At 62.5% G+C, this 17258-nt stretch carries 14 protein-coding genes; 9 read left to right on the top strand and 5 right to left on the bottom strand.

The window, feature by feature from the left end:
• Nucleotides 1-55: 55 nt before the first annotated feature.
• Nucleotides 56-1969: an ATP-dependent zinc metalloprotease FtsH gene (ftsH, locus tag Q1V57_RS01750; protein WP_300527150.1), complete on the top strand. Its 1914-nt coding sequence runs from the start codon at nucleotides 56-58 to the stop codon at nucleotides 1967-1969.
• 334 nt (nucleotides 1970-2303) lie between these two features.
• On the opposite strand, the gene Q1V57_RS01745 is transcribed toward ftsH, so the two are convergent.
• Both Q1V57_RS01745 and Q1V57_RS01740 read right to left on the bottom strand, forming a co-directional pair.
• Entirely contained in the window at nucleotides 2304-3449 is a 1146-nt protein-coding gene (locus Q1V57_RS01745; protein ID WP_300527149.1) for a hypothetical protein, read from the bottom strand.
• Nucleotides 3450-3489: 40 nt separating this feature from the next.
• Nucleotides 3490-4326, bottom strand: a complete 837-nt coding sequence (locus Q1V57_RS01740) for an AraC family transcriptional regulator (protein ID WP_300527148.1) — start codon at nucleotides 4324-4326, stop codon at nucleotides 3490-3492.
• 93 nt (nucleotides 4327-4419) lie between these two features.
• Between Q1V57_RS01740 and folP the strand changes: the two genes are divergently transcribed.
• Nucleotides 4420-5250, top strand: coding sequence for a dihydropteroate synthase (folP, locus tag Q1V57_RS01735; RefSeq protein ID WP_300527147.1), 831 nt, complete (start codon nucleotides 4420-4422; stop codon nucleotides 5248-5250).
• Between the two features lie 9 nt (nucleotides 5251-5259).
• Here folP and Q1V57_RS01730 read toward each other — a convergent pair whose 3' ends face one another.
• Nucleotides 5260-6456 carry a Xaa-Pro peptidase family protein gene (locus tag Q1V57_RS01730; protein ID WP_366145053.1) on the bottom strand — a complete coding sequence of 399 codons (1197 nt, stop codon included), beginning with the start codon at nucleotides 6454-6456 and terminating at the stop codon, nucleotides 5260-5262.
• 8 nt (nucleotides 6457-6464) lie between these two features.
• A complete protein-coding gene (locus Q1V57_RS01725) occupies nucleotides 6465-7472 on the bottom strand; it encodes an RluA family pseudouridine synthase (RefSeq protein WP_300527144.1) in 1008 nt (335 codons plus the stop codon).
• A 174-nt stretch (nucleotides 7473-7646) separates the two neighbouring features.
• On the opposite strand from Q1V57_RS01725, the gene Q1V57_RS01720 reads away from it, so the two are divergent.
• Both Q1V57_RS01720 and Q1V57_RS01715 read left to right on the top strand, forming a co-directional pair.
• On the top strand, nucleotides 7647-10028 hold the full coding sequence (locus Q1V57_RS01720; RefSeq protein ID WP_300527143.1) for a TonB-dependent receptor: 2382 nt from the start codon (nucleotides 7647-7649) through the stop codon (nucleotides 10026-10028).
• A gap of 112 nt (nucleotides 10029-10140) precedes the next feature.
• Nucleotides 10141-11841: an alkaline phosphatase D family protein gene (locus Q1V57_RS01715; protein WP_300527142.1), complete on the top strand. Its 1701-nt coding sequence runs from the start codon at nucleotides 10141-10143 to the stop codon at nucleotides 11839-11841.
• A 75-nt stretch (nucleotides 11842-11916) separates the two neighbouring features.
• Here the strand turns inward: Q1V57_RS01715 and folE are convergent, their stop codons facing one another.
• On the bottom strand, nucleotides 11917-12534 hold the full coding sequence (folE, locus tag Q1V57_RS01710; protein ID WP_300527141.1) for a GTP cyclohydrolase I FolE: 618 nt from the start codon (nucleotides 12532-12534) through the stop codon (nucleotides 11917-11919).
• A 309-nt stretch (nucleotides 12535-12843) separates the two neighbouring features.
• On the opposite strand from folE, the gene Q1V57_RS01705 reads away from it, so the two are divergent.
• From Q1V57_RS01705 to Q1V57_RS01685, 5 genes are all read left to right on the top strand, one after another.
• The gene (locus Q1V57_RS01705; protein ID WP_300527140.1) at nucleotides 12844-13104 is read left to right on the top strand and encodes a hypothetical protein; all 261 of its coding nucleotides are present in this window, start codon (nucleotides 12844-12846) and stop codon (nucleotides 13102-13104) included.
• Nucleotides 13105-13145: 41 nt separating this feature from the next.
• Complete coding sequence (locus Q1V57_RS01700) at nucleotides 13146-13589, top strand: iron-sulfur cluster assembly scaffold protein (protein WP_300527139.1); 444 nt, start codon at nucleotides 13146-13148, stop codon at nucleotides 13587-13589.
• Between the two features lie 192 nt (nucleotides 13590-13781).
• A complete protein-coding gene (gene yidD, locus Q1V57_RS01695; RefSeq protein WP_300527137.1) occupies nucleotides 13782-14105 on the top strand; it encodes a membrane protein insertion efficiency factor YidD in 324 nt (107 codons plus the stop codon).
• Nucleotides 14102-16036, top strand: a complete 1935-nt coding sequence (gene thrS / locus Q1V57_RS01690) for a threonine--tRNA ligase (RefSeq protein ID WP_300527136.1) — start codon at nucleotides 14102-14104, stop codon at nucleotides 16034-16036. The genes yidD and thrS overlap by 4 nt, the downstream gene beginning before the upstream one ends.
• Nucleotides 16037-16053: 17 nt before the next feature.
• Entirely contained in the window at nucleotides 16054-17256 is a 1203-nt protein-coding gene (locus Q1V57_RS01685; RefSeq protein ID WP_300527134.1) for an O-antigen ligase family protein, read from the top strand.
• Nucleotides 17257-17258 lie beyond the last annotated feature (2 nt).

Genomic DNA, 17258 nt, shown 5'->3' with positions numbered 1-17258 from the left:
AGGGGTTAGACCCCATATCGGTCTGGAACGCGTAAACGACGAACGGGTGATCCGAATGCAAATGCGAAACTTCCTGATCTGGGCTGTCGTTCTGGTCCTGCTGCTGGCCCTGATGCAGCTGATGGACCAGGGCTCCAATGTCGCCCCGCCATCGGAGGAAGTGACCTATTCGGAATTCCTCGACATGGTTGAGCGCCGCCAGGTCTCCAACGCCACCATCCAGGGCGATGAGATCACCGCGCGCACCACCAATGGCGAGACGATGAGCGTCACCATCCCGCCGCAGGACACGCAGACTGTGCCGATCCTGCGCGAGAATGACGTCAATATCGATGTCCAGCCGGAAGCCTCGGAAGGCAATTTCCTGCTGACCATGCTGTTCCAGTGGTTCCCCTTCCTGCTGCTGATCGGGGTGTGGATTTTCTTCATGCGCCAGATGCAGGGCGGCGGCCGTGGCGGCGCCATGGGCTTTGGCAAGTCCAAGGCACGCCTGTTGACCGAGCATCATGGCCGCAAGACGTTTGACGATGTTGCCGGCGTTGATGAGGCCAAGGAAGAACTGCAGGAAGTCGTCGAATTCCTCAAAGACCCGAGCAAGTTCCAGCGCCTCGGCGGCAAGATCCCGAAGGGCGCGCTGCTGGTCGGCCCTCCGGGTACCGGTAAGACGCTGCTCGCCCGTGCCGTGGCCGGTGAGGCCAATGTGCCCTTCTTCACCATTTCCGGTTCCGATTTCGTGGAAATGTTCGTCGGCGTCGGTGCTTCGCGTGTCCGCGACATGTTCGAGCAGGCCAAGAAGAATGCGCCGTGTATCATCTTCATCGACGAGATCGATGCCGTGGGCCGCTCGCGTGGTGCTGGCCTGGGCGGCGGCAATGACGAGCGCGAACAGACGCTGAACCAGCTGCTGGTCGAGATGGACGGTTTTGAAGCCAATGAGGGCATTATCCTCATCGCCGCGACCAACCGTCCCGACGTGCTTGATCCGGCCCTGCTGCGTCCCGGCCGTTTCGATCGTCAGGTCGTGGTCCCCAATCCGGACATTATCGGCCGCGAGAAAATTCTCCGTGTGCACATGCGCGATGTTCCGCTCGGCCCCAATGTCGATGCCAAGACCATCGCCCGCGGCACGCCGGGCTTCTCCGGTGCGGATCTGGCCAATCTGGTCAATGAAGCCGCGCTCCTGGCGGCGCGTCGCAATAAGCGCGTTGTGTCGATGCAGGAGTTCGAGGACGCCAAGGACAAGGTGATGATGGGCCCGGAGCGGCGCTCCATGATCATGTCCGACAAGGAAAAGGAACTCACCGCCTATCACGAGAGCGGCCATGCCATCGTCGCACTCAACGTGCCGGCGGCAGATCCGGTGCACAAGGCGACCATCATCCCGCGTGGCCGTGCCCTCGGCATGGTGATGCAGCTGCCGGAAGGCGACAAGCTGTCGATGACGCATGAGGAAATGACCTCGCGTCTGGCCATCATGATGGGCGGCCGCGTCGCCGAAGAGATGAAGTTCGGCGAGGAGAAAGTGACCTCCGGTGCCGCGTCTGACATCCAGCAGGCGACCCGTCTGGCCAAGGCCATGGTGACCCAGTGGGGCTTCTCCAAGGAGCTCGGCCCGATCGATTATGCCGACAATCAGGGCGAGGTTTTCCTGGGTCAGCAGATTGTCCAGTCGAAATCGGTTTCGGGCACGACGGCCCGCAAGATCGAGGAAGAGGTCAAAGGCCTGGTCCAGGCCGGTATGGATGAGGCGCGCCGCATCCTGACCGAGAAGAACAAGGACTGGGAGGCCCTGTCCCAGGGACTGCTGGAATATGAAACCCTGACCGGCTCGGAGATTACCGACCTGCTGGACGGCAAGCCGCCTTCGCGTCCGGAAGATGATGCCACTCCGCCGCCGACAGCACCGGCTTCGACCGTGCCGACCACGGATGAGGACCCGGGCACACCGCCAGAGCCGCAAGGCGCCTAAGCGGCGTGAATCAAATCAGGAAAACCCCGGCTCGTCCGAGCCGGGGTTTTTTCTTGGCGGAATATCGCCGCTCGCGCTTGGATTTGTGCGCTGCACACCCTAAAGTAGTTTTGCCGGGCCGTGAGAGCTTGCGCGCGTTGGATGCCTGAGATGACGAACCACGTCTTGACCGATTGTGGGTTTAGGGCTGCTGCTCTGCCCCTCTGCAGCACCCGAAAGATGGCGGAGTAGAGTTTCGGCGAACTCGACCCCGTCCGGCCCCGGCGCCCCCCGCCGGGGCCTCATTTCAGCGGCCCGCCGAATAATCGGTTCGGCCCCCCGCTGTGATCACGGTCTAATGGTGAGGCTGGCGAATGGTGAGGCCGGAGCGATCCTCCAGCTCTGCCATGACGGCCCAGCCGCCGAAGCCCTCCGTAACCGCCAGGACCAGCGTGTTCTCGCCTTGGCGCAATTGCAGCCCGACCGCGTCGAACAGGCCGACGGTTCCCAGGAAGCGATAATCACGAGCCCGCCAGCGGCTATCGCCGGCAAACAGCAACTCGCCATTGAGATAGACCCGCACCTGATCGCTATAGCCGAGCCGGAGCAGGCGCTGCGTGGCCTCATCGGCGGTCAGGGTCAGGCGTGCCAGCACCGTGTCGGCGCCGGCGCTGCGGCCATGCAGACGGGCCAGGTTGGCAATGCCATTGGTCTCAACACCGAGTTCGGACCAGTCCTGCCCGGCCATAAAGTCATCGGGTAGATTGACCTGGGCGGTTACCTCGGCCTGGTCAAAGGGCGCGGAGACAGACCAGCTGCCGATAATGCTCTCCGGCGGTTCCGAAGTCTCGGCGGGGGAGCCGAGCAGCACCTCGCCCTCGCGCAGGGGACGATAGCTGAAATTGGCGAAATGGAAGCCGATCTGACCGCCGGCCCGCAGACCCAGACCGCCAGCACCGAGATCGGCCTTCAGATCGGGGACGTGCAGGAAAGGTGTATCGTCATCCAGATAGAATTCGGCGCTGTCGCCCTGGACAATCGCGCGGACGCGCATCCATTCGCCATGGCGCAGTCCGACGGCCTGAGCCGCATTTTCATCGGCATAGATCTGCCAACCGCCCAACCCGTTGATGACCGGCTGATACTGCGAGGCATCCGGCTTGTCGCTGAGATGGGCGCGCAGATAGAAATCCTCATACAGGCGGTCGTCCTGGGCACGGAAGGACAGGCCGGCGAAGCCTTGCTGCGGTGCCGGCATGCGCAGATCGAACTCGATCACACCATCACTGAAAGCGGCCTCATCCAGCCAGATCCGCCCGGCCTCAAGGTAGACAGCATCGCGCCCGTCGATCTGTTCGCTACGTGCTTCGCGGGCGGCGATACGCCAGCTCATGCCACTGAAATCGAGCGTTTCGGCCACCTCTGTGTCCTGGGCCTGGGCTGCGGGGAGGGAGGAAAGGCCGGCGAGGGTCATCGCGCCGGCGAGAAACAGGGTACGCATGGATCAGTCTCCTTTCTGGGGAGACCGTTCTGACGCGCGCTCAGGCGGACGTATTGGAGATTTCGGACATGCCGCGCCGGCGGGCATGCAGCTCGACCGGTGTCAGACCGGTCAGATCGCGCGTTTCGCTGATCAAATGCGCCTGGTCGCAATAACCGGCACCGGCAGCGATGGCTGCCCAGTCCGGCCTGAGCCCGGCATCGGCTTCGCCAATCGCTGCGGCCAGCCGGTGTTCCCGGGCATAGCGCTTGGGCGAAATGCCCAGCCGGTCGATAAAGCGCCGCCGCAATTGCCGTGGCGACAGGCCGAGATCCTCACCCAAGCGGCCAAGCCGGACCTGTCCGCGATACTGACGGATGCGGTGCGCCGCCTCGACCTCCGGCGCCGGGTCGACAGTCTCGATGATATCAATGGCGAGGCGGGCAAAGCCCTGCAGGTAAAGCTCAAGCCCGGTCCGGGTCTCCAAAGTGGCGATGCGGTCGGTCAGCCCTGCCAGACCGCGGGTGAGCCGCCGGTCCGGCGTCTCCATCCGGTCAATACAGTCATTGGGATGAATACCGCTCAAGGCCGCCGCGATTTCCGGACGCAGGGTAATGCCGAACAGGCGCTGATCCGGGGCCAGGGCGGAGACGCGCGGTGTTCTTGCCGGACCGCACAAGACCAGTCGCGCGCTAGCGCCGGTTTGCAGCAGGCACAGGCTGGGTTCGGCATGGGGCAGCAGGAATTGCGGCGGGCCGGGATGGGGCAAGCCTTCCTGGGCCCAGACGCGGTCAACGAGGTGGGTCAGGCTCTGCGGAGCCCCCCAGGCCTGGTAAGCGGCGAGGCTGTGGATCGCCTGGCCGGCTAGATAGCTCTGCGTCTGGCAGGTGGTGGCCATGACCTTTGATGTCCGTCTGCTTTCTCCGCGCTTCCGTTCGCGCAGACTCAATCCTATAAAGCCAGAGCCCGCCTGTCTTTTCACGGATACGTCATGCCGCACTTTCGCCCGCGCCGAAAAACCGACCTGCCCTTCGTTATGGGCGTGCTCAATGTCACGCCGGACAGTTTTTCCGATGGCGGCGCCTTTGTAGACCAGGCGGCGGCGGTCGATCGCGGGCTGGAAATGCTGCGCAATGGCGCCGATGTGATCGATGTCGGCGGCGAGTCCACCCGGCCCGGTGCCGACCCGGTGCCGGTCGAGGAAGAGCTGCGCCGGGTGATCCCGGTGATCAAGGCGCTGCGTGAGCAATCGGCGGCGCGTATTTCAATCGACACGTTCAAGCCCGAGGTCGCCCGCGCGGCGGTCGAGGCTGGCGCGGATATCTGGAATGATGTGCGGGCCCTGCAGGAGCCGGGCGCGCTTGAGGTCGCCGCTGAGCTGGGCGTGCCGGTCATCCTCATGCACATGTCCGGCAAGCCCAAGACCATGCAGGACAGCCCTGATTACGAAGACGTGGTGGGTGAGGTCTGCGATTTCCTGACCGACCGGGCCGATATCGCCATGGGGGCGGGGGTCGACGTCAATTCCATCTGGCTCGATCCGGGTATCGGCTTCGGCAAGACGCTGGACCATAACCTCGCGCTCATGCGCGACCTCGATCAGGTCATCAAGCTGGGCTATCCGGTGCTCTTCGGCGCCTCGCGCAAACGCTTTATCGCCGCCATTGACGACGGTGCAGACGAGATGGAACGCCTCGGTGGCTCGCTCGCAGCGGCCATGCGCGCCGCCCAGGCCGGGGCCGCCATGGTGCGCGTGCATGATGTCCGCATGACGGTCCAGGCGCTGAAAGTGCAGGCCGCGATCAAGCGCGGTTCTGTCTAGCGCCAGGCTTTAGCCGAACGGATCATCCACCGACTTTGACGGCTCGGTGAACCAGCGCGGGCCGTCTTCGGTCATGTAGAAATGGTCTTCCAGCCGGATGCCGAACTCGCCCGGTACACAGATCATCGGCTCATTGGAAAAACACATGCCCACATCGAGCGGCGTCTGGTCGGAGCCGACGAGATAGGGGCCTTCATGGATGTCCAGGCCGATGCCGTGACCGGTGCGGTGCGGGATGCCCGGCAATTGATAGTCCGGGCCGAAACCGAGCCGTTCCGCTTCGGCCCGGGCGGCGGCATCGGCGGCGGCGCAGGGTTCGCCGATCTGCGCGGCCTGGAAAGCGGCAGCCTGGCAGGCTTTCTCGGCATCCCAGACCCGGCGCTGATTAGGGGTCGGCTCGCCGAAAACATAGGAGCGGGTGATGTCGGACTGATAGCCATGCATGGCGCAGCCGGTATCGATCAGCACCATATCGCCCAGTTCCAGGGCTTTGGGATGCGCCACCCCGTGCGGGAAGGCGCTGTCCGGCCCGAACAGGACGATGCAGAATGTCGAGCCGCCCGGGGCGCCAATTTTCTTGTGCGCGGCATGGATGAATTCTGTCACCTCGGAGGTGGTGATGCCCTCGCGCAGGATGCGGGCGGCGGCCTTGTGCACTTCCAGCGTGGCATCCTTGGTTGCCTGCATCAGGGCAAGCTCGGCCGCGGATTTGCGGGCCCGGCCATACAGGATCGGCGCACTGCCGTCCTCGACCGTGGCGGTGCGTAATGCCTGACGCAGGCCGGTAAAGCGAAACAGCGGCAGGGCCGGATCAAGCGCAACACGCTTGACCGCGCCCAGCACGCGGGCCGTCAGGGCATAGCTGTCCTCATGCTCATCCCAGACGGCGAGGGCGCCTTGAACGCCCATAAAGCCCAGTATCGTGCCTTCTTCAAAGGCCGGTCCGATATAGGTGATCGCGCCTTCCGCCGGGATCACCGCCCCGACGAGGCGCTCGGACGGGTGCCAGTTGGTGCCGGTGTAATAGGTCAGATTGGCGCCGGCATCGATATAGGCCGCGTCGAACCCGAGCGCGCGCAGCCGGGCTTGCAGGGCAGCGATGCGGGCCTCGTGTTCGGTCACCGGGATGGGCCGGCAATGGCCCAGCATATCGCCAAGTCTGGCCAGTTCGCTTGCCGCATCGGAACCGCCGACACCGCGTGTCATGGTGATGGTCATAACCGCTCCAGGAATTTCTCTAGCCGCTGCATATCCTTGGGCAATTCGCTCTCAAAGCGCAATTGCTCGCCGGTGACCGGGTGGGTGAAGCCGAGGATGGCTGCGTGCAGGGCCTGGCGGCGGAATTCCTTGAGTTCGCGGCCATTATCGGAGGATCCGATAATCCCGCCCCGGCGCGAGCCATAGAGCGGATCGCCTAAAAGCGGGCAGCCGATATGGGCCATGTGCACGCGGATCTGGTGCGTGCGCCCGGTCTCGAGCCGGCATTCCACCTTGGCCGCCAGACCGGTGCCGATAGCCGCTCCGGGCGCCTGCCCGAAGCGTGCCAGGGTCTGGTAGTTGGTGATCGCATGCTTGCCGGCCTCGCTATGGGGATCATGCGGGACTTCAAACTTCTTGCGATCCTTGGAGGAGCGCACCAGCTGGGTCTCGATCCGCCCGGCCTTGGGCGAGGGGGCGTTCTTGGTGAAGGCGATATAGGCGCGCTCCACGGAGTGCTCGGCGAACTGGGCCGTCAGCCCCTTGTGTGCAGCGTCGGATTTGGCCACGACCATGACGCCGGACGTATCCATATCCAGCCGGTGTACAATCCCCGGCCGCTCAACCCCGCCAATGCCGGACAGCGAACCGGCGCAGTGATGCAGGAGCCCGTGCACCAGCGTGCCGGTCCAGTGTCCGGCCGCCGGGTGCACGGTGAGGCCGGCCGGTTTCATCAACACGATCAGCGCGTCATCCTCGAACAGGATGTTGAGGTCCATCTTCTCCGGCTTGGGTTCCGCCGGGCGCGGGGCCGGGACATTGAGGGCGTAAACCGTGCCGGTTTGCACCTTGGCGGACGGGTCGGTCAGCGCCGCTCCATTGGCGGTCAGCTGGCCGTCCTCAATGAGGGCTTTCAGCCGCGAGCGGGAGAATTCCTCCCAGCTGTCGGCGAGCCATTTATCCAGGCGCGCACCATGGGCGTCTTCAGGGGCTTCTATTTCGCGAATTTGAGAAGCGTCATCCATGAAAAACCCTTATGCCGTAGGCAAATGCGTTGTCTTTTTGCAACGCAGCGATGGATGCTGCGGTGCGTTAATGATCCGTTACCAAGACGTCGCGGAGCTGTCACGGAGCGCCGCTAACAGCCCGCCCCAGCGGACGCGCGATGTCGCCGTCTGGAATTTTGGGGATAAGGTAATATGCGTAACAAAGCTCGCCTACTGGCAGCCGCAGGTGTGGCAGCCATCACTGCCGCTCCGGCCTATGGCCAGGCCGTGGAGACCGCCGACATCATCACCGTCACGACGCAGAAGCGGGAGCAGTCGCTGAGCGAGGTGCCGATCAATCTGACAGCTTACAATTCCGAACGCCTCGACCTGCTTGGTATCCAGCAGTTCGATGAGTTGTCAGATTTCGTGCCGGGTCTGGAAATCCAGGAACAGTCTCCCAACAATCCGGGCTTCGTGATCCGTGGTATCACGTCCGACAGCGGTGCGGCGACTGACGAAGCACGCGTTGCCGTATTCCAGGATGGCGTCTCGATTTCGCGCTCGCGCGGTTCCTATGTCGAGTTGTTTGACATGGAGCGTGTCGAGATCGCGCGCGGCCCGCAGCCGACCCTGTTTGGCCGCGGTGCTCTGATCGGCGGCATCAACCTGATCCAGAACAAGGCAGACTTCTCCGACAACTACGGCAATGCCGAGATTGCATTCGGCGATTTCAACCGCGCCGAATTGCGCGGCATGATCAACATGCCGGTCAGCGACAGGCTCGGTTTCCGCTTCTCCGGCGTGCACAAGGAACGCGACGGATATGTTGACAATGCGCTCGGCGGCGAGGCCTTCAACTCCGTTGACCTGAACGCCATCCGCGGCGTTGTGTCGTGGGAGCCGACCGCAGACTTCCGTTTCGACCTGATTGCCAATTATCAGGAAGACACACCGGCTGGGACCTCGTTTAAATCCGGTACTTTCGCTCCGCTCGGCGGCGAGATCGAACCGTGGGAGCCGGCAGCGCTGAACACGTTTGGCGGCTTTGAAGGCGGCCGCGATCTTGGCCTCGAGCGCGAGGTCTACTCCGTCACGGCGCTGGCTGACTATCAGCTCAACGACGCCTGGTCGGTCAGCTCCATCACGGGTTGGCGCGAGTTTGAATCGCTGGAAATCTTCGACCCGGACGGTTTCGAAGCTGAGCTGCTGGTCGTCGCCGAGGACGCGCGCGGCAGTCAGTGGTCCCAGGAAGTTCGCTTCAACTACGATAATGGCGGCGACCTGACGGCCTTCTTCGGCGGATCCTATTTCTACGAGAATGGCACCCAGCGCATTCCGCTGGCGACCAACCCGCGCGTCGCCCAGGCGGTCAACGCGCCCCTCATCGCGGCGCTTGCTGGCGCCTCCGTGTCCGATATCGAAGCGGGCCTGGCCCTGTTCTCGGTCCCGAACGCGTCAGGCTTTGACAACCCCTACAATCCGGTCGAGATCTTCGTGCTGGCCATCCTGCCGGGCTTTATTGACCCGTCGCTGGCCCAGATCGTCCCGCTTGGCGACTTCTACCTGGAAGAAACCGCCAACACCTCTAGCACCGAAGCGATCGACCTGTTCGGCGAACTCTCCTACCAGGTCAATGATCGCCTGGAGTTGACCGGTGGCTTGCGCTGGACCCAGGAAGACAAAGAAACCGAGATCTATGCACGTCCGATCACCCAGGGCTCACCGATTGTCACGCTGACACCGGGGCCGACCCTGTTCATCCCCTATACCGAAAACGGCGATGTCGAGAGCTCCGGTAAGCGGACCTTCGACGATTTCACCTGGCGTTTCGCCGCCAACTACCAGCTCTCCGACTCGGCCAATATCTGGGCGTCCTATGCTCGCGGCCGCCGCCCGGACGTCCTGTCCTATTCAGGAGGAGATTTCGTTGTCGCGCCGGCCGAACTGGTCGACAGCCTCGAGTTCGGCCTGTTCAAGACCTGGGAAAGCACCACTTTTCAGGGCTCAGTCTATTATTCCGAGTACGAGAACTTCCAGACCGGTCGCTTCGAGCCGAACTCAGCAAACTTCGTAACCGACAATGCGGGTCGCGCGACCCAGTTTGGTTTTGAAGCCCAGCTCGACCACGAGTTAAGCGAGACCTTCGCTGTCTTCGCGACCTACGCCTACAATTTCGCCGAGTTCAACACCGCCGACAACCAGGGGAATGCCCAGGAATTCGCCGGGAATGTCTTCCGGCTTTCTCCGGAACACGCCTTCTCGATCGGTCTTCTCAAGACCAAGGATCTGGGAGCTCACGGCACCTTGTCCTTCGTGCCGACGTTCTCCTGGCAGTCCGAAGTCTTCTTTGACAATGACAACGACCTGACTGACGCCATCCAGGATGAGGTCCAGGGTGATTTCGGCCTGGTCAACGCTCGGCTGCGTTATGACACAGCGTCGAACGGCCTGTATGGCGAACTCTTCGTCACCAATGCGTTGGACGAGGAGTACATCATTGATGCGGGTAATACCGGTGACAGCTTCGGTATCCCGACCTTCATCGCTGGGGCGCCGCGCATGTATGGTGCGCGCCTCGGCGTGAATTTCTAGGGGGCGCCCCGGGGGGCGACTCTGAGGCGGCCGGAACGCGACTAGGGGGGGCGCGTTTCGGCCGTTCTCGTTTTATAAGGTCTTCAGCGACAGTTCTTGGGGTAGGTGAAACATGACGAAGTTCGACATTACGCGCCGCGGTGCGCTTTGGGGGGCGGCCGGCGCAGGCCTGGCCGTCAGCGGTTGTTCCAGTGAGCCGCAGATCGATGCCTTCGTGCCGCCGGCCGACGGCCCGTTCCGGCATGGTGTGGCTTCCGGTGACCCCGATCAGACCAGCGTCATGCTGTGGACGGCGCTGAGCAATGATGGCGGTGGATATCGCGGCGTCGAGCTGGCGCGCGATGAAGCCTTTGAGGATATCGTGTTCGAACAGGGCGAGGAGATCGCCTACATCACGGTTCAGCCGCTGGGGACGTTGAAAATCCTGGCGGACGGGCTTGAGCCGGGCGAGCGCTATTTCTACCGCTTCCGTCTCAATGATCAGTATTCCCCGGTCGGGGTCACCCGCACCCTGCCGGAAGGCGCAGTGGCGCAATACCGGATCGGCGTCTTCTCCTGCTCCAACTTCCCGGCCGGGCACTTCAATGTTTACCGGGAAGCGGCCGAAAATGGCGCCCTCGATCTCGTCCTGCACCTGGGCGATTATATCTATGAGTACGGCGCAGATGGGTATGCCAGTACCAACTCGGTCGAGCTCAACCGCGTCTCCGAGCCGGTGCATGAAATCCTGTCCTATCAGGACTATGTCGCCCGGCATGCCCAGTACAAGACCGATCCGGGTCTGCAGGCGCTGCATGCGGCGGCGCCCTGGGTGATGATCTGGGATGATCATGAAACTGCCAATGACAGCTGGGCGACCGGTGCGGAAAACCATGATGAGGGCGAGGGGGAGTGGATCGCCCGCCGCGATGCCGCCCTGCGCGCCTGGTATGAATGGACGCCGAGCCGCGAAATCGACCAGCCGCACACCCGCCGCGGCGTGTTCGAAATCGGCGATCTGGGTACGGTCGCCTTCCTGGAAAGCCGTCTCAGCGTGCGCTCGCCGGAAATTGCCATGGACAGCCTGCCGATCGATCCCAATGCCGAGATGACGCCGGAGAATCTGGCGCTCATTGCGGACTGGAAACGGGATGTCGTCGGCGACGATCAACGTGAATTGCTGGGCAGTCAGCAGATCGGAGAAATCCGCGATGCCTTTGGCGCTTCTGTCGCCGCCGGCAAACCCTGGCGCATCATCGCCAACCAGGTGATCATGGCCAAGGTCGATTTCCCGGACTTCACCCAGACCATGCCGGGCTGGCTGCGCTGGATTGCGACGCGCAATAATGATTTCGCGCGCCAATTCATCAATTCGACCCGGTTTGAAATCCCCTTCGGACTGGATATGTGGGACGGTTTCCCGGCCGAGCGGGAGCGGCTTTATGCTGCCCTGCGTGAGGTCGATGCCGACATCATCACGGTCACCGGCGATGTGCATTCCTACTGGACCAATGATCTGGTCGACGCGCAGGGGCACCGCCTCGGTTCGGAATTCGTGACGGCCTCGGTATCGAGCCCGTCACCGTTTTCGAGCTTTGCCGCACCGGGGGTGAATTACGGCGACATGTTCGTCGAGACCAATCCGGCGGTGCGTCACTGCAATATGCGTGATCACGGCTATATCCGCATGACGGTGACGCCCGAGGCGCTGGATGCAGAATATGTCCGCGTTTCCGATATTCTCTCGCTCGACTATGAAGCGAGTGTGGAGAGCGCCTGGCGTGTCACGCCTGCTGGCAATGGACGCGAGCAAGTCATGGAACGCGTCGGCTAAGACGCAAGGACAAGGCAATAAAAAAGGCGGCCCTCAACAGAGGAGCCGCCTTTTCTCTAATCGCGGGACTGGCGCCTAGGCGCGACCGATCATGGTCATGAAGCGGGTGCGAAGTTCTGCATCCGTCTTGAAATCACCGGTGAAAGTCGTGGTGATCGTCGACACGTTCGGGTGATGTACGCCGCGGGTGGTCATGCACTGGTGCTTGGCATCGACATAGATCGCGACGCCGAGCGGGTCCATGGCATCGGTCAGCGCATCAGCGATTTGGGCCGTCATGGTCTCTTGCGTCTGCAGGCGCTTGGCGAAAATCTCGACCACACGCGCGATCTTGGAAATGCCGACAACCGCCTTGCGAGGCAGATAGGCGACGTGGGCGACACCGATGATCGGGGCAATGTGGTGCTCACAATGGCTCTCGATATCGATATTGGTCAGCATGACCATATCGTCATAGCCCTGCACGTCTTCGAAGACGCGGCCGAGCTCTTTTGCCGGATCGGCTTCGTAACCGGAGAACCACTCCTTATAGGCCTTCGCCACGCGCTTGGGCGTGTCGATCAGGCCTTCGCGGTTCGGATCATCTCCGGCCCAGGCGATCAGGGTGCGAACAGCCGCTTCGGCTTCTTCGCGGGAGGGGCGAGCAGGTTCGGTCGCCGCTACGCGGGCGTCTTCGGGTGTCATGGCGTCCATCGGGATGGATCCTTTCGTTTTCGGGCCGTTTTGACGTTCATACGTTCAAAACGAAGTTCCGGTTTCCGGATCAGGGGAGAATGCTGGGCTTTTTTGCAGCCCGGACCTGATATCGAATAGTCTGCGCCTTTGCGCTTGGGGTCTATTTAGGGCGTCTAAGCCGAATTTCAAAATCACAGCGCTGTGCATCACCGCCAGGGTGCAGCGAAGCGATCATTCGCACCTGTATGGTCGCATGTCAAAACCCATATTTTGCATGCGGGAATTTTTCGGCTATGCTTGTTCTCTAGCGAACCGGAGGACCTTGATATGGTCCTGGTGGTATTTGAAGCGATGATTATGGGCGCCGACGTCAGCGGGCGTTTTGTCCTGAGTTATCGCGTCCTTGCAGCCAACAAGACTGAAGCCGAGGCCCTGGCCCGTGCCTGTGCGGTGATCAATGATATCACCGTGCTGGATATCGGCGTGGCACCCCAGATTGGCCGTGCGCCGCAACCGCCTTTCGATTTGCCGCGTGTACTCAGTATCGGTGAGCGGACGGATCTGGATTATCTTGAAAGCGCAGAATGACCCACTGGCGCGGCGCGGCGCCATCGCTTAAATATCCAAGCATGACCGATCACCTCTACTCCAGCGACGTGCTCAGACTGGCGGCGGATATTCCGCGCCTGGGAGCACTCGACGCACCGGACGCTCGCGTGCGCAAGGTCGCACGCTTGTGCGGTTCGGAGCTGGAGCTTGATCTGCGGTGTGAAGACGACCGCATTGCTGATCTGGCCTTGCGTGTGAAGGCTTGCGCCCTCGGCCAGGCCGCCGCAGCCGTGCTCGCACGCCATGCGCTGGGGGCGACGGCGGCGGAGATCCGCGCCGGACGCGACGGCCTTAAAGCCATGCTCAAAGACGGCGCTGCGCCGCCGCAGGGCCGCTTCGCTGAACTGGCCGCGCTTGAAGGTGCACGCGATTATCCGGCCCGGCATCAATCGGTCCTGCTGGCCTTTGAGGCGGCACTGGACGCCATCGAGGCGACATCCCGGCCGCAGACATTGACTGCCTAGGGCTGGCCGCCCCCGCCGGACGCGGGACAGGCGGTCCGCCCGAGCCAAACCCTTTCAAACAGATATTTTTGGTGGCCGCGCCAAGACAAAGCAGGTTCAGTGTGGACAGCACAGAGCGCGGCGTTAAAAGGCTTGATTGACATGCGTTCATCCGAACGGACAGGTCGGGGGCTGGGGCCGGTAGAATGGCTCATGGTCGCAGTGTTGGCGGTCTATCGCTATACGCTGTCGCCACTGTTTTACGCGCTGGGTATCCGGTGCCGGCACGAACCCTCCTGTTCCATGTATTCGGCCGATGCCGTCCGCGCCCAGGGAGCCTGGCGCGGGTTCTGGCTGACGCTGGGACGGCTTGGACGATGCCGGCCGGGGGGAACTTTCGGGTTCGATCCGGCACCGCAGGACAAAACGCATGCGCCCTGGTGGGCGGTTTGGAAATTCAAACCGGCCAAAAGGGCTCAGGACCGTGACACGCTAACGGCGGCAGCACCCGTCGACGGCAAGGACGAAGAAACATGATCAACGTAACGCTTCCCGATGGATCCAAACGCGAACTGGCAGATGGCGCGACGCCGTTTGACCTCGCCTCGGGGATTTCCAAATCACTCGCCAAGGCCGCGGTTATCGCCAAGGTCGACGGCGAGGAATGGGATTTGATGCGCCCCTTCGAGGGCGATGCCGAAGTTGCCATCATCACCCGCAGGGATGACGAGGCGCTCGAGGTGATCCGTCACGATACGGCGCACATTCTGGCCCAGGCGGTCCAGGACCTGTTCCCGGGAACCCAGGTCACCATCGGCCCGGCGATCGAGGATGGTTTCTATTACGACTTCGCCCGCAACGAGCCCTTCTCGACGGAAGATTTCGAGGCCATCGAACAGCGCATGCGCGAGATCGTCGATGCCGACCTGCCGTTCCAGCGCGAGGTCTGGGACCGCAATGAAGCGATCGCCAAGTTCAAGGCGATGGGCGAGCAGTACAAGGCGGAACTGATCGAGGACCTGCCCGAGGACGAGACCATCACCATTTACCGCCAGGGTGAGTGGATGGATCTGTGCCGTGGGCCGCACCTGCCGTCGACGGGCAAGATCGGCAAGGCCTTCAAGCTGATGAAGGTGGCCGGCGCCTATTGGCGCGGCGATCATCGCAATGCCCAGCTGCAGCGTATCTACGGCACGGCCTGGCTCGACGAGAAACAACTCAAGGCGCATCTGCACCGCATCGAGGAAGCGGAGAAGCGCGACCACCGCCGTCTCGGTAAGCAGATGGAGCTTTTCCACTTCCAGGAAGAAGCCCAGGGCCAGGTATTCTGGCATCCGGCCGGCTGGACGCTGTATCGCTCGGTCGAGAATTATATGCGCCGCCGCCTGGAACAGAATGGCTATGTCGAGATCAAGACGCCGCAATTGATGGACCGGAAGTTCTGGGAAGCCTCGGGCCACTGGGACAAGTATCGCGAGAACATGTTCATCTCCTCGATCGACCAGGAAGAAAAAGTCCTGGCCGTAAAGCCGATGAACTGCCCCTGCCACGTCCAGGTCTTCAACCAGGGCCAGAAATCCTATCGCGACCTGCCGCTGCGCATGGCCGAGTTCGGATCCTGTCACCGCTATGAGCCGTCAGGGTCGCTGCACGGCCTGATGCGCGTTCGCGGCTTTGTCCAGGATGACGCCCATATCTTCTGCACGGTCGATCAGATCACGGCGGAAGTGACGGCTTTCTGTGAATTGTTGAAGTCGGTCTATGAGGATTTCGGTTTTGAAGAGCCGCGCATCAAATTCTCCGACCGTCCCGAACAGCGCGTCGGCTCTGACGAGGTCTGGGACAAGGCCGAGGCCGCCCTGGTTGCCGCAGCCCAGGCCTCCGGCCTCGACTATGAGCACAATCCGGGTGATGGCGCCTTTTATGGTCCCAAACTCGACTTCGTGGTGAAGGACGCGATCGGTCGCGAATGGCAGACCGGTACGATCCAGTGTGACTTCAACCTGCCGGAACGTCTCGATGCGGTTTATGTCGGCGAGGATGCGGACAAGCACCGTCCGGTCATGCTGCACCGGGCCATTCTCGGCTCGCTGGAGCGCTTCCTGGGTGTTCTCATCGAGAACTATGCCGGCAAGCTGCCGTTCTGGCTGGCACCGCGCCAGATCGTCGTCGCGACGATTACCTCGGATGCGGATGAATACGCCCAGCAGGTTACCGATGCCATGGCTGCCGCCGGGCTTCGGGTCGATGTCGATCTGCGCAATGAGAAGATCAACTACAAGGTCCGCGAGCACTCGGTCGGCAAGGTTCCGGTGATCGCCGTGGTCGGCCGCAAGGAAGCCGAAGAGGGCGCGGTGGCGCTGCGTTTCCTCGGCGATGGCAACCGGACCCAGGAAGTCCTGCCGCTTGATCAGGCCATTGCCCAGCTCAAGGCCGAGGCGCTTGCCCCGGATCTCAAGCGGGCCTGAGAGCGGGCGGAAGCGCGATGACGCGAAGCGAGGCCAAGGTCGGTATTGTCGGGTGCATCGTATTTGCACTCGCCTATCCGTCGGCCGTGGCCAGCTCTTTGCTGATCGCTCCGCTGATGGCCTTCACCGCCCTGATCATGCTGCCGCTCTGGCCGCATTCCTGGCGCCAGGTGCGCTGGCCCTGGGCCAGCGTGCCGCTGGCGCTGTTTCTGGTCTGGGTCGGGGTCAGTTTCCTGTGGTCACCGCATGATGATCCGCAGCAAATCCCCAAGACCGTGCTCGGTATCCCGCTCTACATCCTGTTTGCTGTCCGCGTTGGCCTGCTGGAAGGGCGCTGGCGCAGCCGGGTTGAAGCGGTGCTGATTTTCACCGTTTTTGCCCTTGGCCTGTTCCTGTTTGCCGAGGCCCTGACGGCCGGCTCGGGAACGGCCAGCTTCAAGACCACGGTGGAGGGTGTGAATTATGCCCGCCACTCCGATCTGATGATCGACGTCAACCGCTCCCTCGGGCATGCCGCCGCGCCCCTGGTCCTGCTGGCCGGGCCCGCGGTTTTCCTGGCCTGGCATAAGGGCGGGCCGCTGATCGGCATTGTCCTCGCCCTTTTGACCCTGGTGGCGGCGTTTAGCTTCGAAACCCAGGTCAATGCGGCCGCCTATCTGATCGCGGCCATTGCTGCCGGGGTCGCCTTGCGCTTTCCGCGCGCCATGCTGGCGGTCACCTTTGGCGGCATCGCCGGCGCTATCGTCACCATGCCGCTGATTGTGCCCGGTGTGTTGAATTCCCTGCCGCCGGCGGTGGTGGACAATATTCCGCTGTCCTGGGCCTGGCGGTTGGAGATCTGGTCTTTCGCCAGCGAGCTGATTTACCAGGCGCCCTGGTTCGGCCATGGCCTGGATGCCTCCCGTCCGCTCAGTGCGACGATCGAAGTGGCCGGGCGCGAGCTCGAAGGGCTGCCGCTGCATCCGCACAATGCGGCGCTGCAGATCTGGCTGGAAACCGGGCTGGTCGGTGCCTTGCTTCTCGGTGTGGCGCTGGTGGCGCTCGGCGAGCAACTCAGCCTGAACAAATGTATCGGCCGGATTCAGTGCGCGGCAATCGTATGGGTCGCGGTGAGCTATGCAGTGCTTTTGATCTTCTCCTATGGTGTCTGGCAGGAATGGCATCAGGGGGCTGTCGCCCTGGCGGCGAGTGCGGTATTTTTCCTTCGTGCGAAAAACTGAAC

It is taken from the genome of Maricaulis sp., assembly GCF_030149425.1.
GTDB lineage: Bacteria > Pseudomonadota > Alphaproteobacteria > Caulobacterales > Maricaulaceae > Maricaulis.
This window is presented reverse-complemented; position numbering and strand designations above follow the sequence as displayed.